Genomic DNA, 22,495 nt, shown 5'->3' on the forward strand with positions numbered 1-22,495 from the left:
CTAGAGCATCCAGGCACGGGAAATTTCATCGGCAATCGGCCCGATAGTTATCGTCTCCTTCTTTCCTGCCAGCCTGTAGGTAACATCCGCCTCAGGCGGTTTACCTTTGATCTTCTTACCATAGCGAACCACCAGGCTTGCGGCAAGTTCCAGATCCTTCTGGAGATCTTCCGGGCCTGCGTAAAAAGTATCGGCACGGCGCAGAAGAGCTATCGGCCCGGGCTGCTGCTCCATCCCCAACACGGCATCTCCCTCTTCGGCAAGCGACGACAGTCTGGTGTTATCTTTTTCGTCGCGGCCCAGCATCAGCCAACCACCACCCGGCAACAGGAACTGTCTGCCAACCAGCAGCAGCAGGATGTCGGTAACCGTCATATCCGACGATTTTACGACAAAGCCGTCGTTATAGAAATTCTTGATCCGCCTGCTGAGAATAGGGTCAGCCAGGGTGCAGCCTCCAGCCGGCGAGGGGAAGTCGGTGATGCCATAATCTTTGGCCAGCGCTATCTGACTTGATCGACCTCTGCCACTGAAGTTCAGTAGTTTCTCGCGATCAACCCACCCCTCTTCCTCGGCGAGAGTAGGCGCCATCAGTTTGGCACAGAGCGGCCGCAACAAAATGGAGCGACTTTCGGAGTCACGGCTTATCACATTCAGGGTATCCCGTCTCTGGGACATGGGCCGTTGCCCCAGGACCTCGCCGGTGATAAGAAACGACGCTCCCAGTTCGGCCATCATCTGCTTGGCCCTTGAGACCATGAAAATCTTGCAGTCCACACAGGGATTGAAGTTCTTGCCGAAACCGTAGGCCGGTTGGCGCAACATCTCGAGGTATTCCTCACTGATGTCGACAACCATGGCGTTTATTCCATATTTATCCCGGACTTGTTCCTTATACCCTTCTATATCATCTAGAATGTCATAATTGAAAAAAGGTGAAACAAATTTTACCGCAGTGACCTCAACCCCTTGCGCCATAACAACTCGAGTTGCCAGAATAGAGTCCAAGCCGCCCGAAAATAGAGACAGCGCTTTAACCTTCGTCATAATTACCTATATAAAATTGCACAAGCATACAGCTACCATTCGAACAGCCAGCCTGTATTGCGTGAGTATCTAGTCTTTGGCTGTTAGTAACGGTTTACTGCTGAACTTCCTGCTCTCTTTCAAGCATTTCCCGAGCCCAGGCCTGGGTCTGCTCAGTTGCCGAATCACCAGCCAGCATGCGTGCCAACTCTTTAACCCGGTGATCGTGAGGGAGCTGTATTACCGAGGATTGCGTTCTGCCTTCTTCAACTTCTTTTGAAACCTGAAAATGCAGATCTCCACGGGCAGCGATCTGGGGCAGATGAGTAATACAAAACACTTGATGATGACTGGACAGCTGCTTGATCTTCCTGGCCACAGCCTCGGCGGCTTCACCACCGATACCGGCATCGACCTCATCAAAAATTACAGTATCCACCATATCCTTTTTGGCAAGCAGACACTTTACCGCCAGCATCAGGCGTGACAACTCACCACCTGAGGCGACTTTAACCAGCTGGCGTGCCGGCTCACCGGGATTAGCGGAAAAGAAAAACTCGATTTTATCCCAGCCTACTGCCCGTAAATTATCGGAAGTCTGTTCATGCCCCTGCCATCGAACCTCAAAGCCTGACTGGTTAAAGGCCAGCGACGAGAGCTCAACCCCCATTGCCTTCTCCATGGCCGCGGCAACCTTTCTGCGTCTTTTCGAGAGGTCTGCTGCAAGTTTGGTGGCACGCTTCTCAAGTTTTTGAACCTGGGCCTCAAGCTCCGCTATCTCACGATCCATATTTTCAATTCTGGATAGCTCGTGCTGTGCCTTCTCGCCATATTCGATAACTTCTTCCAGGGTAGTGCCGTACTTTCGCTTCAGGCCATGGAGAATATCCAGCCTCTCGCTCACCTGTTCCAGACGAATCGGATTACTCTCCAGACCGTCACGGTAATGGCGCAGCTCCGTAGCATAATCCTCGGCCTGGAAGGTCAATCCGCCGATCTCCTCCGCCATCTTCTCGGCCTGGGGATCAAGTGCAACCAATTGCTCAAGGTTGCGCCGCAGCTTAGACATCGAATCCAGAATCTCGTTTGAAAAAAGATAGTGACTCTCTTTACTGATCTTGATCAGTTCATTGGCACTCTTAAGCCTCTTCTTTTCTGCGGAAAGCTCTTCGTCTTCACCAGGGACAACGGCCGCCTGCTCGATCTCCTCCAACTGAAATTTGAGAAAATCCCTACGCTGCTCTTTATCCTGCTCCTGCTGGTGTAAAGCGACCAGCTCCGCCAGACGCGTCTGCCACTGATCATATACTTTAGCCAGCCCCTGACGATCCTCGATCAGTTCGCCATAGGTGTCCAGAAAATCAAGGTGGTTGGCTGTCTGCATCAATTTCTGGTGATCATGCTGACTGGCCACGCTCAACATATCTGCAGTAATGGCTGAGACCAGCTTAACCGTTGCCAGCGAACCATTCACATACAGTTTTGAGCGGCCACTCTGGTTGATCACCCGCTTAATCACTACGGTTGTATCCTCGCCAAAACCACTCTCATCCAGACGCGAAAGCAGATCCCTGTGGCGTGGGTTCACTTCAAAGAGAGCCTCTATCACACAGCTGCCTGAACCGTTGCGAATCCAGTCAGCTGAAGCCCGTCCACCGGTCAGAAGGTGAATGGCTCTCAACATGATTGATTTACCCGCACCTGTCTCACCTGTCATAACGACGAGACCACCACCGTCATGCTCCTCAAAGTTCAACTCAAGGGAGCTGATCAACGCCAGATTTTGAACCCGTAATTCGCAAAGCATCTCAATTTCCTAAAAATATCTGTAATACTTAGTCTCCGGAATTCCCTTCCACACAGGTGTCAACCCCGGGCAATATCCAATATTTGCGAGCATGAATCTTGAACTACCCTACTTTTTTTCATCAGCATGCACGTAACCAACAATCCTTAACCCTAAATCATTACGAACATTGTTTTCATTCCACAATGACATTTGAGAGCCGGATTTCTCGTTCGGTGAACTGTACGTGTCATATTTCCACACTGTTAACAAAGAGTACAGGCCATATAGGGTGATCTTTGTTAACATTTTTCCTGTAACAGGTACGCCCAATTATGGTTCTACACCCCGACTTTGCAGGCACCTGTAGTCTCAAGCCAAAACTCTCAAGACGAAGCAACCTGAACTGACAAGAAATCCAGGTGAAAACCAGACAAAATCCGAACAGTTTCCTGCTGATCATACAGGACTCGCCCCGGAATTACCCACTGTTCATCCGCACAATCCGGGAAACCGATTGAAATTCACTAAATATCCGGCCTATCCGGCTTGACTCGCTTGGCAAAGGGCGGTAGGTTACAACCCTATAACAAGGGAGTGAAATCCTGGCAACCGGTTTTCAATATCATCAGAGTTCCCCAAGACCCATATCCCGTAACAACCCATCATGAAAAAGAAACCAACACTTAGCGCAAGCCTGGAAGATTATATTGAAGCCATTTACCACATCGTTGACGAGAAGCTGGTCGCACGCAGTAAAGAAATTGCAGCACGCCTGGGTGTAAGTCGCGCATCTGTCACTGAGGCGCTTCGGGCACTCTCCAAAAAAGGTCTCATCAACTACGCCCCGTATGAAGCGATCACCATGACCGAAAAAGGGCGTAAGGTTGCCGAAGACGTAATTTTCCGGCATGTAACCCTGAAGCGTTTTTTCACGGAAGTACTTGCTCTCGACGAACAAATAGCAGAGGAGGGCGCCTGCAAGATAGAACATGCCGCACCGCCCGAAATCATTTCACGAATGATCAGTTTTATCGATTTTATCCAGCGTTGCCCACGTGGCGGAGATGACCTCCTCAGAGGGTTCAGCGATTTCTGTCAACAGGGTATGACCAGGGTTGACTGTGAGAAATGCGTTTCACATTGTCTGGATAAGACCGACCCCAAAATCTAAAATCGTCTCATTTGGTGATAAGACCAGCCACTTCCCCATCTTCCGGGAAACGTTTCAACGCTTTCTTTGAAAAGACCAGGGTTCCGTCGACTGAAACTTCAAAAACCCCACCACCGGAGGCAAGAAGTTCAACCTCCGCATCAAACTGTTTTGCCAATTCCGCCTTCAAACTTGAGGCACGTGGTTCGTAGTTTCACTTTGTGCAGTATTCAATCGTTATTTTCATAGCAATACCTTGTTGTGGACAACGTGTGACCATCTCTGTAAAATTTTAAAGTCTGCGGGATAATCAAAAAAACCAATCACTCTTTTACACTTGCAGCTGAGTTTTCCCGGCGCAAATAAAATAATCTTTGTCGGCGACAGGATAAAGCACTTTTTTACACGTGCATTTTCAGCCAGTAGCAGTACAATAATCGGTTTTTTTGGGGATGGGTATCCCCATAAACAAACTCTGTATAATCAAGGATCAGAAAATGCCGGGCCGAATGCTTCAGGACGAGCTTTTTTCCACCCTGGAAATATTGAACGATGAAGAGCTGAACAGGCTTTCACCGCTCGCAACACTTAGCTCATCCGCCTCACGCAGACAACAGGAAAGCAGAGAAGGATACCGACAGCAATTTGCCCTTGATGCCGACCGTATTCTGCACTCCAGGGCATACACCCGATACATCGATAAGACCCAGGTATTCTGTCTTGTTAAAAATGATCACATCACCCACCGGGTACTGCATGTACAGCTTGTTTCACGTATCGCCCGCACCATAGGCCGGTTTCTCCACCTGAACGAAGACCTCATCGAAGCAATCGCTCTCGGCCACGACATCGGCCATCCGCCTTTTGGCCACGATGGAGAATCTTTTTTAGCCGAGCTTTGTGATGAACATGGTCTCCCGCTTTTCCAGCATAACCTGCAGTCCGTTCGATTTCTCGATAAGTTAGAACGTAAAGGACGCGGCTGGAATCTTTCGGTGCAAACGCTCGACGGCATACTCTGCCATGACGGTGAAGTCCACTCCAGAGCGCTTATACCCCAACCGGACATTGACTTTGCCGGGTTTGATGAAAAGTACCGCACCAAGGAAGCCGATCCCAGCCAGGGCTTAACACCTGCGACCCTCGAGGGCTGCGTAGTTCGCCTTGCGGATACCATCGCCTACATTGGTCGTGATATCGAAGATGCCATTACCCTGGGCCTTATTACCAGAGAAGAGATACCGATTGAGTGCCGTGAAATTCTTGGCGAGACCAACGGTACCATCGTCTATAATCTGGTAACAGACCTTATTGCGAACAGCACTGTCCCGGCCCCTGGAACAATCGACCACTCAAAAGCCTGCGCCATAGGTTTCAGCCACGATGTGTCTGAACGCCTTCACCAACTCAAAGCCTTTAACTACGAGCGAATCTATCTTGCGCCATCCACCAAGCAAGACTATCCTCGTATAAGGGAATGTTATCGGGCCCTCTTCGCCCACTACTGCAAACAGGCAGAAAACAGATCCGCCAGTACTCTTCAAGTTGACCTCATGAGCGATGCGGCACACTGCTACCAGCCTGGCCAGGCTGCAGCCATGGTGCGTGATTTCATAGCGGGAATGACGGATGATTATTTTTTACATCAAGCAGCTGAAATCGGCTGCAACATTCCGGTAAAACGATGATTTCACAACTCCGCAAACTGCTCCCCGGCGAAAATACCCGCATGCTGATTATCGCGACCTTCATTGGTCTGATGGCCGGTTTGCTGAACATTCTCTTTCGCACCGTGGTAGAACTTTTCGAAAGATTTTTCCTGCATGGTGGCAAGGAACTGCTCGGTATCGACCAGGGCGGCTGGAACCTGCTGTTACTGCCACTTATCCCCATGCTCGGCATGGTGTTGCTGATCCCCCTCTCGCTGCTCTTTCCCGGTGAGATCAATGGTTACGGGCTCCCCAAATTCCTGCGTAAGGTGAACCTTGAAGGCGGTTATATCAAAGCCCGTACCATATTTCTAAAGATCATTTCCACCGCGCTCACCATCGGTACCGGCAACTCTGCAGGCGTCGAAGGGCCTATCGCTCAGATCGGTGGAGCCATGGGTTCTCAGGTCGGCCAGTTTTTCGGGGTAAACAGTAACAGGATGAAGGTCTATATCGCTGCCGGCGCTGCAGGTGGTATTGCCGGGATGTTCAATGCCCCCATTGCAGGCGTATTTTTTGCCGCGGAAATCATCCTGCTTGGCACCTACGAGGTACGCTCATTCGCTGCCCTCATTACAGCTTCCGCCATTTCCACTGTTGTTACCCGTGCCTACTTTGGTGAGACCAGCGTATTTGTCATTCCAGATTACGATGTGGTCAACCATTTCGTCGAGATACCACTCTATTGTCTGCTGGCCGTCATTATCGGACTCGCTGCCGTACTTCATCTGAAGATCTTCTATTTCATCCGGGACAAATACCAGGTATTGCCTATTCCGGCCCAGATCAAACCAATTACCGGAGCTTTCCTGGTTGGTGTGATCGCCATCTTCTTCCCACAGGTAATGGCCGATGGGTACCAATTCATGGGGAATGTACTTTATGGTGAAGGAATCACCAAAGTGATGTTCGCGCTGATTTTCCTGAAAATGATAGCCACAGCACTTACGCTTGGCTCCGGCGGTGCCGGTGGCGTTTTTGCCCCTGCTCTGTTTATCGGCAGTATGATCGGGGGCACCTTTGGCGCCATCGTCAACAGAATGATTCCCGATATGACCGCCGACTCCGGTGCCTATGCCTCCGTCGGAATTGGTGCCTTCCTGGCAGCATCCACCCATGCGCCGATGACCGCTATTTTTCTGCTCTTTGAGATGACCGGCAACTACCGCATTATCGTTCCCGCTATGCTGGTCTCCATCATTGGTACCATCGTGGCTAAGAAATTCTGTGAAGACTCCATAGATACTGTGGACTTCACCAGGGAAGGCATTAATCTGCATGAAGGCCGTGAGGTTTCGATAATGAAAACCCTCAAGGTTGGTTCGGCAATTACCGAAGATGTTGATTTCATCAGTGAGAAAGCCAACATTAACCAGATGCTGGAAATTTTCGCGCAGGCCAAGAGTGGTTTCTATTTCCCGGTGGTCAACGACCGTGGCCGCATGGTCGGTATTGTCTCCATGAGTGATATAAAAAATATCATCCACCGGGAAACCAGCGAACGAATCGCCCAGACAGTCGGTTCTATCTGCCAGCGCAGTGTAATCACCCTTACCCCTGACGATTCGCTGTACAAGGCAATGCAGCTCTTCGATATCAAGGGGATCGAAGAAATTCCTGTGGTCGAGTCGCTTGATGACCGCTGGGTCGTTGGTATGCTCAAGCGCAGGAGCGTCATTTCCGCCTATAACCGACAGGTACTCAAGAAAGGTATCAGCGAAAAGGTCGGGTCCATCAGAGTGGCTAACCCTGAATGAAAATAGATTAAGCCTCAGGCATATCCCTCTGCCTGAGGCTACTTTTTCATCATCCCCAATTCCCCATTAAACGACCGGATCAATACGTAAACCTGTAGCGCACGCCTGCACTCAAAAGGTGCTGCTCATTTTCTATTTCCAGATCCCCTGGGAAGAGTGAATTTTCCACTTCGATATCATCCGTTATCCTGTAGGTATATTCACCATAAATGTCCGTATATTCAGTAATGCTGTATGCGGCTCCTGCACGGAACTGAAACCCGAACTTGGTCTCGTCGTCATCAACGATTGTCACCCCGGAAGGCTTGAATTCCACCTCGGCCATCACAAAGCCGAGGCCCACTCCAAGATAGGGTTGAAACGCTCCCTCCTTATTAAAATCGAAGTAGCCATTTAAAAATACCCCAAGGGTGGAGAGATCCCCCCTGCCATCAGCCACCAACTGACTCACCGACACACCACTCTGACTGGTGGAGCCTGTTAACAGCGCAGCATCCTGGCTGCCGATATCGGTTCCCCCAAGCAGAGCACCGCTATGTTGATCCACGTCGGCGCTGGTATAGTTCAACTCCACTGCGAGCCGCCAGCCATCGACAAACATCTTGCCAATCTCACCGGAAAGCCCCCATCCATCGTCAAATTCGGTCTCCCAGTCATATGGAGTACCGGCCGATACCTGGGTGCCGGCCGGTATTGAAGACGAGCCGTTGCCGGTAGCGAATGAGCCGGTTGTACCACCATTATCACTATCAGCCTGAAACAGATAACTTGCAGCCCCGCCAATGTACCAGCCATTATAGGCCGCCTGAGCTTTGGTGCAGAGAACAAGCAGACTTAAAATTGTAATGCCTATTCGCACACGCATGACGTTCTCCTCCCCTCCAACCGAAAAGTACAAATTTACAGGAAGACTTTGCCACTGCCTCCCCCCTCCACCTACCAGTCAGGTATATCATTTCTCTATCGGGTATTGCAAACCTCGATGAATCTTCAGTAATCAGGGAAGATAGAGCCCCAGCAGCTACCAAAAAGCCCCATGGCGGAATAATAATTTAGATAATTCTACTCCTCCACCTGACGAAGCAGTTGACCCTTCCTGACTGTTGTGATATAAAACCCACCATATTACACAACTCACAACGGGCCCCGAGCCCGTCCTGTGCACCCGTAGCTCAGCTGGATAGAGCACCAGGCTTCGAACCTGGGTGTCAGGGGTTCGAATCCCTTCGGGTGTACCAGATATATCAAGGACTTAGCATCAACGTGCTAAGTCCTTCTTTGTTTTGTGGGTGATCAGGATCACGACAGAGCCGCTACTTCGCACTCGCACTCTTCTTTGCCCTACTTTACCAGACAACTCCTCCCTTCAGCTGATTCCAGGTTTGTTGTTTCTGATTTTTCGCCATATAATTGACCTATTCTTTAATGCACGACTGGAGTCAGCGATGCACTCGGTTACGACCTTACCGAGCCACAACCATTTCAACCAAAACCTGTAAAGCGCTATGAGCAAAGAACTGCCATCCAACCAGGGTCACAAGAAAGACAGGTCACGCCTCTCAGGCTTTATAGGCTATGCAATTGTTGTTTTCGTAGCTCTTTTAGTCAGTCTCGTTGTCATATACCTGAGAAGCAGTGCCTGATTGCTGACAGGGAAAGAAACAGCTTCCCTTCTGATTTAATTTCCTGGGCTTCTCCGCCACCACTTCCCTGACCGTGTCAAATCTTCCCTGCAACCTTTAATACGCTGTTTATTTTGTAAACTATGGTACTTGCTCCGGCCAATACCCAGCCATAATACCTGGCCACATCATCTTTTGGCTGACGTACATATTATCCTGAGAGAGCCTTGTATGGACATACCAGGGCACATTGGTTATTTTGGCAGACAATGACAGTGAGCAGGTCATATTGAGCGAGAATATTTTAACGTGATTTCTCGCGTCATTTTTTGTGGAAACTCATTCAAAGCAAATTGCAACTATGTCCAAACAGTTATCGTTTTTAGAATCATCCAGTGCACCAACTGACATCCCTCTTGCCGAACGCGCACGCCCCGGTAATCTGGATGATATTGTCGGACATGAAAAACTGCTCTCGGCAGGTTCCCTGCTGGAGTCGATGATTCACTCCGATAACTACAGTTCTTTCGTGCTCTGGGGGCCTCCCGGTACCGGCAAGACCACTATTGCCAGGCTGATCGAGCAGAATACCAGTCACGCCTTTTGTGCTTTGAGTGCAGTGCTCACCAAGATAGGTGAAGTGAAAATCCTCATGGAAGAAGCGAAAAACAGGCTCTACCGGGAAAACAAAAAGACGCTGGTCTTTGTTGACGAGATTCACCGCTTCAATAAATCCCAGCAGGATGCTTTCCTCCCCTATGTGGAATCAGGAGCTATAGTGCTTATCGGTGCCACCACCGAAAATCCATCATTTGAAGTGATCAGTGCTCTTCTCTCCCGCTGTCATGTTTTTGTATTGGAACAACTCAGCGAGGAAAGCATTACCCGAATTCTCAAACGAGCTGTGGAGCAACTACCCAGAGATCTGAAAGCCGATGATGAGGCACTTCGGGTCCTGGCAGAAAAATCCGGAGGCGACGGCAGAAAAGCCCTGAACAACCTTGAACTGGTGTCGCGCGGGATGACTCGGGGTGAGACAATTACTGCGGAGCAGGTGCTGCAATCGATCTCCCAGCGCTCACAATTCTACGACAAACAGGGCGAGGAGCATTACAACCTGATTTCCGCTTTCCAGAAATCCATCAGGGGCAGTGATCCACAGGCGGCACTGTACTGGCTGGCCAGAATGCTGGAATCGGGAGAAGACCCGATGTATATCACCCGGAGATTGGTACGCATCGCCACTGAAGATGTAGGGCTTGCCGACCCGCAGGCAATTGTGCAGGCTATGGCCATCAAAGATTCTGTGCATTTTCTGGGGATGCCCGAGGCATCGACTGCTCTCACCCAGCTCACCATATATCTGGCAACCGCACCCAAAAGTAACACCACTGAAGTGGCCTGGTTTGGAGCACGGGACGACGCCAGAGATACAGGGCATCTCAAGGTGCCGCTCCATATCTGTAACGCCCCAACCAAACTCATGAAAGATCTTGGCTATAACAAGGGGTACAAATATTCCCACGCCTATGATAACGGCTACAGCTACCAGAGATACTTCCCTGATAACATCGAAGAAAAGAGCTATTACACCCCCTCACCCTATGGCTTTGAAAAAGAGATCCAGCGCAGACTCGACTGGTGGGAAAGCTTAAAGTCGCAGCAAATGGCAAAAAAAGCTGATGCCGCAGACGATCTTTAAATATCGTCTGCCCGGAATCGTTGTATCTGCAGCTCCCGGTTCACACTTTGTACAATCTGGTGCATGGTGTACGGCTTTTTCACATACACACCGGCACCAAGCTCCATAGCCCGCTGAACATCCTTGTTTTCCGCGTAGCCACTGACGATTATAGCCTTCTGTTGAGGTTGAATTTCAAGAATCCGACGATAGGTCTCAAGCCCGTTCAAGCCTGGCGGCATCAACATATCAAGGATGATCAGATCGACACTCCGGCTCTTCAAGAATTCCACAGCCTCTTCGCCCGACTGGCACGTTTTTACATCATAACCAAAGCGTTCCAGCATTCTCTTCGCAATATCACGCTGGAGCTGTTCATCATCAATTACCAGAATCCGCCCACCTGCTGCACCACCAGCTTCCGGAAACTCTTCAAATCTGTGGGGCACTGCCCCCTCGTCAGACGGCAGGTGAATTGTAAAGATTGTCCCCCGTTCCTTTTGGCTATCAACAGAAATGGAACCGCCGTGCTCGTTGACCATATTCCAGACTACGGTCAAACCGAGCCCGGTTCCCTGCATACCAAGAACTTTTCTGGTATAGAACGGTTCAAAGACATTTTTGCTATCATCGTCTGAAATTGTCGGCCCATCATTTTCGACCCGCAGCACCGCCACGCTGTCTGAGATTTCATTGCCCTCGGCATCGATACTCCTGTGTACCCGTTCTGTGCAGGCTGAAATACGAACCTTGCCTGGCCCTTTGAGCCAGAAAATAGAATTTGCCAGAAGGTTTCTCATCATCTTCTCCATATGAGAAGGAGAGCCGAAGATTATGGTCGGTGCTTCATTAAAGGCTGTAACTACTTCAACCCCCTGCTTATCTTCAATAAAATGCTGAAACCATTCTGACCGCAGTACATCGTTGATAAGAGTTTCAAGTTCTAAGGCACATTTCTCCCGGATGTCACCCTGGGTCAGGGCCATCAGATCGCTCACGATTGCCGCAGCCCTTTGCCCTGACTTGAGAATCATCTCGATTGGTTGGCGGATCTCGCTCCGCTCCGGCAGGCTGGCAAGTAACAGCTCGGGGTAACCAACGACGCCGGAGAGGATATTATTCAGGTCATGCGCCACACCACCTGCTGTCTGGCCAACTGCCGCCATTTTTTCACTCTGCAGCAGCTGAATCTGGGCGGTTTTCAGCTCATTCAGGGCCTCGACCAACTGCCTGTTTTTCCACTCCAGATCATCGACAACTTTGGTTTTGGCCACATTTACCGCTTCCGCCTTGAGATGGTCCCGCTCTGCCTTCTCCCGGCGCTTTCTCTCAGAAATGTCGAATATCCGTGCATCATAGGCCTGGACCTCACCATGTTCACTGCGCACCACATTGCCGGAGATAGAAACAGGAAAGATTGTACCGTCTTTTCGTCTGAACTCCACTTCGCAGTCGAGAAGCTGGCCACTCTTTTCTAATACGGAACAGACTTTAACCCAGTCGGCAGGGTCTCTGTACAGTTGCTCGCCCAGTTTGCCGACTTCTTCTATCATCTCCTGTATCGACTCATAACCTGCCATGGCTGCCATGGCAGGATTCATCTCGGTTATTCTGCCGGTCGGTGAAGTCCTGATGATTCCTTCAATGGCGGAAGTAAAAAGATGGCGATAACGAGACTCAGCGTTGGAAATTTCCTCAAAGGCGGTCACTCGATCAACGGCAACTGTAACCATCCGTGACAGGGTAGCGATAAAATCCTGATCGACTGTGGCAAAACCGTTGTAGTATCTTGTGGCAACGAAGGGCACTACCCGGTAATTGAACTCATCATCTGCTATCGGCAAAGTAAATATAATTTCGTGGTCTTCCGCCCCACCTTGCCGCCCTGCGCCCACTGAACCTGTAAAATTATATTCATAATCGACACGATCATTGTTCTGGCGCCTGACCGGCAACTGCGCTTCAATCAGCTCTGTCGCCACATCGATAATCTCTTCAGTATTTCTGGCGAGAGAGAATTTCTCAGCAGCGCTGTTCAGCACTTTGAGCTTCACCGTATAGGCTTCGATGGTGGAGATCATCATATTGACATGCTCCATCATAGTTCCCAGCTGGTCAGGAGGCCCTGTCGCGCCGGTACGCACCGAGAAATCCCCCTCAACTATCTTACGTAGTACAGATGAAGTCTGCCTGATACGAGGTACCACCATACGATAGACTGCCCACACCTCAAGGGCCGAACTCAAAAGAAGTATAACAAGCGCCCATAGTGAGAACTGGTGGCATAACATTTTCTTTTCTGCATGCACCCTATCTCCGCTCACTTCTATGAAGAAGATTACCGGCTGGTCTCCAACAACGAAGTGATCAAGCAAAGCCAGATTTTCCCCGTCATCTACAGAGATCACCTCAGAGGTTGGCAGCAAATCAATTCTGCTTACAATTTCCTTTGGAATAAAACCGGCAATGGTTTCGCCATCTTCATCGGCCAGGCCAGCAGCGATGACATGCTGTCCGACAAGGCCGGAAAGAAGTGCCATGTTCTCAAACACCGAGTTGTCGAGGTGCCTTTCCAGAATCAGTTTGCCAGGCATCTTAAGATGCAGGGACAACTCTTTATCTATAGTGCGATTGAAATATCCGATAAAATAGATACCACCGACAAACAGCAGCATCGCCTCGATTGCCAGAATCGAGGCGCAAATTCGAAAAGGAATACTTTTGAAGATATGGTTCATGCACCAAACCCCGATTAACACCAGGCGTTGAGCGGCACTGCCGCCCCGCTTTTCACAAAACTCTTCACTCCATCAATTCAGGAGTTCAAAGTAACCGGAGTATGGTGCAACTTGCAAACAATAGTCGATCAATATTTTATAATTGTTAACAATAATATACACAAATTTAGAAACCAGAGTTCATTGACAACAAACTCGACCACTGCCAACGAACACCATGATCAACGGCTGCACTGTTCGATAAGGTACATAATCGATCGATAGTGTATGCCCGAATGAAGCGACAAGCCTATCTCGCAGGTACGACTATTCGAATACCCTGCCACAGCGCCACCACCCTCCACAGCAGGACGTAAATCTTTCAGCGCTGAAGCGTTAAGTTCCGGGAAAGTGAAACCTCTATCGCCGGCGAATCCGCAACAGCCAACTTTTTCCGGCACCACCACCTCAGATGCACACGCCTGTGCCACCGCCAGGAACTTTGGCGCCAAACCCATTTTCTCGGAGGAGCAGGTGGTATGAATAGTGACGGTTTCTTTCAGTGGTGTGATGTCCAGTTTCGGTAAAATGAAGTCATGTATAAATTCTACCGGTTCATAGAGCCGTAAGCGCTTATCCATAGCCTCCCTCATCCGGTAGAGACACGGACTGGTATCGCATAATATAGGTACCAACCCACCACCGCTTGCCTCGAGCAGGACTCGCTCAAGGTCAGCACTCTTTTCATCGGCCTGCCTGAAGGCACCTTTACTCTGAAACGGCACTCCGCAACAGAGGCTGTCGGTCTCTTTCGGGTAGATCACTCCGTACCCCGCCCTCTTAAGCACCGTTTCAGTGATTTCCATCAGTACCCGCTGCTCACCGTCACCACGGGATGGCCCCATGGTCCTCGAAATACAGCTTGGGAAGTAGACAACCTGACCACCGCCGTTGGCCTTGATAGGAGCATAGCCCCGTTTTTTGATACCTTTGGGCATTTCCGGAGTCCAGAGAGGAAGCCTGTTACCGCTGATTTTCCTGGCAGTAGTCGCAATTTTGTCCATTGCGTCGGTACCCAGCAGCTTATGCACCAGGTCTACGCCTTTCAGGCTCATACGGATCGCCCCCGTGAGAGCCGCAAAATTCCTGGCCGACAATTTAGCAATATTCTCTTTATATGTGCCTGCAACCTCATCATTTCGCAGGGCCTTGGTCAACTCCCCGGTATTGATGCCCACCGGACAGGCACTTTGACATAAACCATCCGCCGCGCAGGTCGCATCTCCATAATATTTGTACGCATCCACCAGACTCTTTAACCTTTCCGGGTCTTCCTTGGTCACTTTGAGCCGGGAAATCTCCCGCTGAACAGTGATTCTCTGACGGGGACTAAGGGTAATATCCCGCGATGGGCACTGCGGTTCACAAAACCCGCACTCGATACACTTGTCGACCAGAGGATGAGTTGCTGCCAGTGGCTTGAGGTTTTCGAGATGCGCTTTCGGGTTGGCATTCAATATCACTCCAGGGTTCAACAATTCATTGGGATCAAAAAGTGCTTTAATGCGTTTCATCAGCAGATATGCATCACGCCCCCATTCATATTCGACGAATGGGGCCATATTGCGACCAGTTCCATGCTCGGCTTTAAGAGAGCCGCCATACTTTTCGACCACCATGGTACACACCTCCTGCATCAGCCCCTCATAGCGGTCTATTTCTTCCTGGCTGCCGAAATCCTGAGTGAAAACGAAATGGAGGTTACCCTCCAGGGCATGGCCGAAAATAATACCATCGTAGTTGAACCGGGCCATTGCCTGCTGCAGTTCAACCGCAGCGTCTGCAAGATGAGAAATAGGGAAAGCGACATCTTCAATAATCACTGTGGTGCCCGTCTCCCGAACAGCACCAACCGCAGGGAACAGACCTTTCCGGATGTTCCAGTAGAGGGTGTACTCCTCTAGCTTATCGGTGAATTTCAGAGGCAGGACCAATGACGCCTCTGCAAGCGCGCCACTGATAGATTCGATATTCGCCGAAAGTGTCTCCTTCTCTGCTGCGCGGGTCTCAACCAAGAGCGCAGTGGTTCCTTCAGGGAGTTCTTTCAGATATTCCGGCATGCCTTCCTTGTCTTCTACGGACCTGAGAGCTGGCCGGTCCATCAGCTCCACCGCGGCAACAGGCTGCTGCCGTAACAGCTCTGTGGCCTGACACGCCTCCCTGATCGTCGAAAAAAATACCAGCGCACTCGCCTTGTTGGCATATTCATCGACCGTCTGATAGGTAATTTCAGAGATAAAACCAAGAGTTCCTTCAGAGCCGATCATCAAGTGGGTGATTATATCGATTGGATCTGTAAAATCTACCAGGGCGTTGAGGCTATAACCCGTGGTGTTCTTGATTTTGAACTTGTCGCGGATTCTTCCGGCCAGCACCTCGTTAGCCTTTACTTCCCGACTCAGCGCTTCAATGCCCTCAACCAGGTCCCCGCGCTTCTGAAGAAAATTACTCCGACTCGCTTCGTCTGCCGTATCGAGCAATGTTCCATCTTGAAAAATGATCCGCATCCCGGCAACGGTCTTATAACTGTTCTGGGCAGTGCCGCAACACATGCCACTGGCGTTATTGGCTGCGATACCACCGATCATGGCAGCATTTATCGAAGCTGGATCGGGGCCGATCTTTTTCTCAAATGGTGCCAGAATACTGTTTGCGTGTTTTCCTATTACACCTGGTTGTAAACGTATCCGCCCACCGTCATCGAGAACTTCTCTCTCTTGCCAGGCCGTTGTGGCCAATACCAGAACGGAGTCTGAAATAGCCTGACCTGACAGGCTGGTTCCCGCAGCTCTGAAGGTCACCGCAACCTGACACGTCTCCGCGGCTCTCAACAGGTCCGCCACCTCCTGCTCATTGTCCACCCGAACTACAACTTGCGGAATAAGGCGGTAAAAGGAGGCATCTGTTCCGTAGGCGAGGGTACGAAGAGGATCAGTTATAATCCTTTCACTTGATATAATCTTCTGAATCAGTTGAATAAATCGACGATAATCACCGCTAAGATGACCGGTGGCAGGGGGTACACTGGTACTGGCGTTCATATGAACTCTCCATTCTGGTCAGGAAAAAGCATCACGGCACAATCCGCAAGACTTTGTGATGCCGGAACGAGGCAGGGATATCAATCAAGTGAGCTCAGTTCACTTTCAAGGAAAATCCGGCATCCTCAGTTCCTGAAAATTCTTACATTTCAAAACAATAAGAATTCTCATTATCTTTTCCAGGAAGAGTATAGATTAAATAAAGTCAGCCCGTCGCCAGCCAGAGCCCAACAAAGATCATCAGTAATCCTGCAATGCCATTCATCTTCCTCACATTGCCACTCTGCTGAAGAAATCTGCGCATGGTCACTCCGCCACCGGCGTAGAGCAGCAAACAGCAAAATTCGATAAATAGTATCAATAAAACCAGTAAACTCAATTGCGCCGGCAAGGGCAAGCTGGTATCAATAAACGGCGGTAGCAGCGAAACCATAAAGGCCCAACCTTTTGGATTCGCAATGGCGGTTACAAAACCTTGCATGGCGAGTTCTGTTCTGCCCAAATGGCTGCCGTCGCTCTCGTCATCTTCCTGTATGGCCATCTTCCCCCTGGACCGGAGCAGTTGAATTCCGAGATAACAGAGATATGCTCCACCACAGTATTTCAAAACCAGATATAATTGGGGATAATTGAGCATGACCGAAGCGACACCGATTACTGCGGCAACAGAAACAAGAGCAACGCCGACCAACTCGCCGCTCATCATCCACAGGGTTCTCTTAACCCCTATAGTCATCCCCAGGGTCAGGGACAGGGTCATACACATACCCGGCGTTGCAGATACCAAAATAAACGTGGGGATAAAAATTGACAGCAAGGAGATGTTCAGCACCTGATCCACGAAAGTACTCCGGATAAAAATAATAACTGGAAGGATTAGAGAAATTGCGAGGTCATCACCCTAGCGCTCATCTGGACCAGCTGCAACTATAAATCAGTCAACAGGGTTCAACTTCCTAAAAATATGATATAAAAAGATTCCACAATTATCGTTTGCCAAGTTATTTGTTCTATGATATTTTCTCCTGGAAATAGTTATCAATATCATCTAACTGATACACTCAGGTCTCACCAGAATGTTACATCAAACGAACACCGAAGCTGGCAAGATTATGCTTTCAGACAGGTGCAACCAAGCTCACCCAAGGTAAATCGGATAGAAACCAATGAACTTTTTGTACGAAAGAATAACGTATATCTTTGACCCGCTTCACCACCACTGGGAGCAGGAAAAAATCTACCGTAAAATTTCAGTAGCCCTGGTACTGTTTTTTCTCTCCTATCTTGTCGTAATTGAAATTAAACGACAGGGGTTGTTGGGACATGAAGTATTCGATGTTATTCCGACCAACCATTTTTATGCCATCTCCAGCGCTTTTACCGTGGTGCTGATTCTTGAGGTTATCAGCCTGGTCTTTACTCTGCCCTGTTCGTTTTCCAAATCCGTGGGAAAACAGTTCGAGATTCTTTCTCTGATCCTGTTGCGTAACGCGTTTAAAGAGTTGCAAAATTTCCCGGAACCACTCACCTATGCCGGAAATGAAGAGGCTATACTACGCATTGCTTCAGATGGCTTCGGAGCTTTGCTGATATTCGCCCTGCTGGGCTACTACTACATAGTACAGGCCAAAGCCTCGGAAGAGACGATGCGGCCAACCGATCTTTATGCCTTTGTCGCAGCCAAGAAAGGCATCGCCCTGCTTCTTTTGTTCACATTCATCTACATGGGAATCAACAACCTTTTTGACTCCCTGGCGGGCAGAGAACACGACGATTTTCTGCACCAGTTCTATACTATGCTGATATTGTCGGATATTCTTGTGGTTTTGATCGCCCAGTGCTTTCAACCGTCGTTCCAGGCCATGTTTCGAAACTCGGGATTCGCCCTGTCTACCCTGATGATACGAATAGCCCTCGCCGCCCCTCCCTTTTATAATGTACTACTTGGGCTTGCCGCGGCCGTGTTTGCAATACTGCTCACCCAAATCAGTATGTCGTTGTTTATAAAGCCCAGAAGCAAGGCAAGAGAAACGTAACAGAAAGGAAAAAATAGAGGGGGGGGGGGGAGATATTACCAGACGCCCGGAATCACCGCAGAACATTCCAGGCATCTGCCGTCAATCATCGATTTGCCCTGGATGGAAAAACCGAGCCGGCTGACGACCACCGTCCCACATGAGGGGCAGATGGTATCTTCCCCACCCTTGCTGAGGATGTTGCCGACATAGACCTGCTGCAGGCCGGCCTCAAAGCCTATCTCCTGCGCTTTAAGGAGAGTACGCTTCGGCGTGTGCTTCTCTTCGAGCATTTTATAGCTCGGGGAGAAAGCGGTTACATGCCAGGGAATTGTGGCATCCACCTCCACCAGGAATTTTGCAATATCATTCAATTCATCAACCGAATCGTTATAGTCCGGAATCACCAGAGTGGTAACCTCAACCCATACTCCCAGCTCCCGCATCAGCTTCACGGTGTCCAGCACAGGCTGCAAACGTGCGCCGCATACTTTGCGGTAAAATTCATCCCGGAAAGATTTGATATCAATATTTATTGCGGTCAGAAATGGCGCTATAACCCGCGCCGTGCGCCCGGTCATGTAACCATTTGAGACAAAAATATTGTAGATACCGTTATCTGCCGCCAGCTGGCAACAGTCGTAGGCAAATTCGAAGAAAATTGTCGGCTCCACATAGGTGTAGCTAATGGTTTTACACTCAGCTTTAAGTGCAGCATCCACCACTTCCTGGGGAGACCGGGTGAGACAGAACCTGGTGGGATCATCGCCCATAGCAACCTGGGAGATGGAGCTATTCTGGCAATGCCTGCAGTGAAAATTGCATCCTCTGGTTGCTATGGAATAGGAGGTTGAGCCCGGAAAAACATGAAACAGAGGCTTTTTCTCGATGGGATCCACATGTTCAGCTATCAGCTTTCCGTAAACGAGGGTATATAACTTACCGCCACGGTTTTCCCGGACGTTACAGAGCCCCCGCTTACCATCGCGAATTTTGCATTCGTGGGCACAAAGCTCGCAATGAATCACCCCCTCATGCCTGGTATACAATCTCGCCTCATGCATATCGTTTTCTCTCAACCCCGTTCACTCTTTCTGCATAATGTTGTTCACAGTAGAGCACACGCCTGAAAAGAGCGCGTGGCATGTCATCTTTAATGATGTTGCTGCATGGCACCTATAAAAGACAAACAGCGCTCCGTTATTGAATAAACAGCGAAGTCAGCAAGCGAGAGTCACAGGTTCATCGGACAACCGTGAAACACGACAGGGCATTGGCCTGAGCACGTAAGATGTTTCATAGCTGGCGAAACATGAGCTCTTTTACGGTTCGTAAGGCTTTCACCCAGATAAACTCAGGCCGTTTTCTTTGAGCCGAACTTTGTGACCACAAGGTCTGCTGTCCCGGATTAGGAATCTCAAGTTTGGAGCCGCTACGATCGATATGACTCACAATTCCCTCTACATGCCACTTTTTCATATCCCCCCTCCAACATATGGATTATTGCCAAAAAAAGTGCATATTTTAAAGCTTGCTTAAATCGTATCACAAAAAAAATTGGTTCGTCAAACGTGTCAAAATCTTTGCGCACACCTCCTGTATACCGGCTAGCTGGACAGAATCACTCCAATTACCCGAACACATACAAAATATTACTATTTTGCTCTGCACCCTAAAGTAGGATGGAACTGGTCGTGAGAACTTGGGTGAAAAGAGAATTTTTTGCCGTTGAAATGGCCATCAGGCCGACTCAACCCACCTGCCATTGATGAAAAGTTCGTGGGGACGAAAGTGTTCTTTGTAGCACATGGCATCAACACCCTTGATGAGATACCCCAGGTAAAGATAATCAATACCATAGTCAAGACACATCTCAACCAGGGTGAGGATGTTGAAGGTACCGAGACTTCTGGCCGACTCATCGGGGTCGAAATAAAAATAGACGGCATTCATCCAGTTGCCGCCAAGATCAATGACCGAACCACCGATAAGTTTATCTTTGCATGAAAACTCGATTCGCACCGAGTCGACGATGGTATTGCAGAAAAACCCGCCGTAATAACCCTCGGCGGTATTATGTTCCTGTGGATAGCGGGCCTGGAGGAAACGGTCGCACAGGGCCATGTTGTCATGGTCCATATCCACCGGAGTAACCCGAACGGACAGGTCGCTGTTCTTTTTAGCAGCCCTTCGCTGATTCCTGTTTGATTTAAATTTCTCCGGCCTTAAGCGGATAGGGATACATGCACTGCACTGAGCGCAACGCATGTTATACAGGCAGTTGCCATTGCGGCGGTACCCTGCTGCCAGAAACAGTTCCATTGCCCGGTCAGTCAGGGGCCCGAACATCGCCTGATGAAAACTGGCCATATAGGGCAATCCATAGGGACACTCGGTATTGAGCTCCACAAAATACCTGTCCACCCTGTTCTGGAGTGCGGCAAATTCAGCGGCGCAGGTTATATCGTAATCGGTCGTCAATGTATTCTAATTTAAGCTCATCAGGTTCTGCAGCCCGGCTAGTTACCCGTTCGCAACCAACCCTGCAGGAGCACCTGTCTGTTTTCTTTATACAAGCCCCTGGTCAAGCATGGCATTGACCACCTTTATAAAGCCGGCAATGTTTGCTCCCACCAGATAATTCTGGCCGGCTCCATATTCGGAAGCCGCATCAAGGCAGGTTTTATGGATACATTTCATGATCTGCTTCAGCCTGGCGTCCACTTCTTCCCGCGGCCAGGACAGGCGCATTGAATTCTGGGCCATCTCCAGGCCCGAGACAGCAACTCCGCCCGCGTTGGCGGCCTTGCCCGGTGCGTAGAGTACGCCACTATCGATCAGGATATCCACTGCATCCGGCGTGCACGGCATATTCGCGCCTTCGCTCACGAGCCTGACTCCACCCTGCAAGAGGTTCTCCGCATCCACATTATTCACTTCATTCTGGGTTGCACAAGGCATTGCGCAATCCGCAGGGTGTGACCAAAGTGGATTGTGGTCAAGGGTTGGGTCTACTGCAGTGTATACCGCATTAGGGTACTTCTCCACATATTCCTTGATCCGCCCCCGCATTACGTTCTTCAACTCTTTTACATAACGGAGCTTTTCACAGTCAAGCCCTTCTTCATCGTAGATATAGCCGGAGGAGTCAGAAAGAGTCACCACTTTGCCACCAAGTTCCAGAATTTTTTCTGTGGTATATTGCGCCACATTTCCAGAACCGGAAACGAGGCAGGACTTGCCCTCCAGCGTTTCCCCTTGAGTCTCCAGCATCGCCGCCGCAAAATAGACATTACCATAGCCCGTTGCCTCGGGTCGGATCAGACTTCCACCCCAATTGAGACTTTTGCCGGTAAGAACGCCTGTAAACTCATTGCTCAACTTCTTGTACATGCCGAACAGATAGCCGATCTCCCTGGCGCCCACCCCGATATCACCTGCCGGCACATCGGTATCTGGGCCAATATGGCGATACAATTCCCCCATAAATGATTGGCAAAAGCGCATTACCTCACCATCAGAACGACCCTTGGGATTAAAGTCAGAACCTCCTTTCCCCCCTCCCATGACCAGCGTTGTCAGCGAATTCTTGAAAACCTGCTCAAAGGCTAAAAATTTTATGATGCCCAGATTCACAGACGGATGAAAGCGCAGCCCTCCCTTGTAAGGGCCCAGAGCACTATTCATCTGCACCCTGAAGCCACGATTGACTTGAACCTGACCATCGTCATCCTGCCACGGCACCCTGAACATGATAACACGCTCAGGTTCGGTAACTCTCTCCAGTACACCTTGCTGCCTGTACGCGGCGTTACGATCAAGAACAGGTTTTACCGTCTCCACTACCTCCTGTACCGCCTGATGGAACTCACGCTGTTCCGGATCCCGTCCTTTGACAAGACTCATTATCTCGTCCATCGTGCCTCCT

At 49.7% G+C, this 22,495-nt stretch carries 16 protein-coding genes and 1 tRNA gene; 6 read left to right on the plus strand and 11 right to left on the minus strand.

Annotated features, from left to right (window positions below; translation table 11 throughout):
* Both ACN5NT_RS11295 and recN read right to left on the minus strand, forming a co-directional pair.
* On the minus strand, positions 1-1,047 hold the full coding sequence (locus ACN5NT_RS11295) for a thiamine biosynthesis protein (RefSeq protein WP_419175510.1): 1,047 nt from the start codon (positions 1,045-1,047) through the stop codon (positions 1-3).
* A 94-nt stretch (positions 1,048-1,141) separates the two neighbouring features.
* Positions 1,142-2,833, minus strand: coding sequence for a DNA repair protein RecN (gene recN, locus ACN5NT_RS11300; protein ID WP_419175511.1), 1,692 nt, complete (start codon positions 2,831-2,833; stop codon positions 1,142-1,144).
* A gap of 646 nt (positions 2,834-3,479) precedes the next feature.
* On the opposite strand from recN, the gene ACN5NT_RS11305 reads away from it, so the two are divergent.
* Positions 3,480-3,986, plus strand: coding sequence for a metal-dependent transcriptional regulator (locus ACN5NT_RS11305; protein ID WP_136798712.1), 507 nt, complete (start codon positions 3,480-3,482; stop codon positions 3,984-3,986).
* A 7-nt stretch (positions 3,987-3,993) separates the two neighbouring features.
* On the opposite strand, the gene ACN5NT_RS11310 is transcribed toward ACN5NT_RS11305, so the two are convergent.
* A complete protein-coding gene (locus tag ACN5NT_RS11310; RefSeq protein ID WP_275942941.1) occupies positions 3,994-4,212 on the minus strand; it encodes a SelT/SelW/SelH family (seleno)protein in 219 nt (72 codons plus the stop codon).
* A 250-nt stretch (positions 4,213-4,462) separates the two neighbouring features.
* Here ACN5NT_RS11310 and ACN5NT_RS11315 point away from each other — a divergent pair, with 250 nt between their 5' ends.
* Complete coding sequence (locus ACN5NT_RS11315) at positions 4,463-5,653, plus strand: deoxyguanosinetriphosphate triphosphohydrolase family protein (protein WP_419175512.1); 1,191 nt, start codon at positions 4,463-4,465, stop codon at positions 5,651-5,653.
* Entirely contained in the window at positions 5,650-7,431 is a 1,782-nt protein-coding gene (locus ACN5NT_RS11320) for a chloride channel protein (protein WP_136798710.1), read from the plus strand. The genes ACN5NT_RS11315 and ACN5NT_RS11320 overlap by 4 nt, the downstream gene beginning before the upstream one ends.
* Before the next feature lie 79 nt (positions 7,432-7,510).
* Here ACN5NT_RS11320 and ACN5NT_RS11325 read toward each other — a convergent pair whose 3' ends face one another.
* Positions 7,511-8,296, minus strand: coding sequence for an outer membrane beta-barrel protein (locus tag ACN5NT_RS11325; RefSeq protein WP_419175513.1), 786 nt, complete (start codon positions 8,294-8,296; stop codon positions 7,511-7,513).
* A 296-nt stretch (positions 8,297-8,592) separates the two neighbouring features.
* Here ACN5NT_RS11325 and ACN5NT_RS11330 point away from each other — a divergent pair.
* Positions 8,593-8,669: transfer RNA gene (locus ACN5NT_RS11330), tRNA-Arg, on the plus strand.
* Between the two features lie 745 nt (positions 8,670-9,414).
* Positions 9,415-10,755 carry a replication-associated recombination protein A gene (locus ACN5NT_RS11335; protein WP_419175514.1) on the plus strand — a complete coding sequence of 447 codons (1,341 nt, stop codon included), beginning with the start codon at positions 9,415-9,417 and terminating at the stop codon, positions 10,753-10,755.
* On the opposite strand, the gene ACN5NT_RS11340 is transcribed toward ACN5NT_RS11335, so the two are convergent.
* From ACN5NT_RS11340 to ACN5NT_RS11350, 3 genes are all read right to left on the minus strand, one after another.
* Positions 10,752-13,472 carry a response regulator gene (locus tag ACN5NT_RS11340; protein ID WP_419175515.1) on the minus strand — a complete coding sequence of 907 codons (2,721 nt, stop codon included), beginning with the start codon at positions 13,470-13,472 and terminating at the stop codon, positions 10,752-10,754. The two genes, ACN5NT_RS11335 and ACN5NT_RS11340, sit on opposite strands and share 4 nt — an antisense overlap.
* A 221-nt stretch (positions 13,473-13,693) precedes the next feature.
* Complete coding sequence (locus ACN5NT_RS11345) at positions 13,694-16,552, minus strand: FAD-binding and (Fe-S)-binding domain-containing protein (RefSeq protein WP_419175516.1); 2,859 nt, start codon at positions 16,550-16,552, stop codon at positions 13,694-13,696.
* Between the two features lie 205 nt (positions 16,553-16,757).
* Complete coding sequence (locus ACN5NT_RS11350) at positions 16,758-17,393, minus strand: LysE family translocator (protein WP_419175517.1); 636 nt, start codon at positions 17,391-17,393, stop codon at positions 16,758-16,760.
* A gap of 325 nt (positions 17,394-17,718) precedes the next feature.
* On the opposite strand from ACN5NT_RS11350, the gene ACN5NT_RS11355 reads away from it, so the two are divergent.
* Positions 17,719-18,588 carry a hypothetical protein gene (locus tag ACN5NT_RS11355; RefSeq protein WP_419175518.1) on the plus strand — a complete coding sequence of 290 codons (870 nt, stop codon included), beginning with the start codon at positions 17,719-17,721 and terminating at the stop codon, positions 18,586-18,588.
* Between the two features lie 35 nt (positions 18,589-18,623).
* Here ACN5NT_RS11355 and amrS read toward each other — a convergent pair whose 3' ends face one another.
* From amrS to gdhA, 4 genes are all read right to left on the minus strand, one after another.
* Positions 18,624-19,646 (minus strand): AmmeMemoRadiSam system radical SAM enzyme, encoded by a 1,023-nt coding sequence (gene amrS, locus ACN5NT_RS11360; protein WP_419175519.1) that lies wholly within the window; start codon positions 19,644-19,646, stop codon positions 18,624-18,626.
* A gap of 217 nt (positions 19,647-19,863) precedes the next feature.
* The gene (locus ACN5NT_RS11365) at positions 19,864-20,046 is read right to left on the minus strand and encodes a hypothetical protein (RefSeq protein ID WP_136796938.1); all 183 of its coding nucleotides are present in this window, start codon (positions 20,044-20,046) and stop codon (positions 19,864-19,866) included.
* 261 nt (positions 20,047-20,307) lie between these two features.
* Positions 20,308-21,048 (minus strand): arginyltransferase, encoded by a 741-nt coding sequence (locus tag ACN5NT_RS11370; protein WP_419175520.1) that lies wholly within the window; start codon positions 21,046-21,048, stop codon positions 20,308-20,310.
* An 87-nt stretch (positions 21,049-21,135) separates the two neighbouring features.
* Complete coding sequence (gene gdhA / locus ACN5NT_RS11375) at positions 21,136-22,485, minus strand: NADP-specific glutamate dehydrogenase (RefSeq protein WP_419175521.1); 1,350 nt, start codon at positions 22,483-22,485, stop codon at positions 21,136-21,138.
* Positions 22,486-22,495 lie beyond the last annotated feature (10 nt).

Source organism: Desulfosediminicola sp., assembly GCF_048381775.1.
GTDB classification, from domain to species: domain Bacteria; phylum Desulfobacterota; class Desulfobulbia; order Desulfobulbales; family Desulfocapsaceae; genus Desulfopila; species Desulfopila ganghwensis.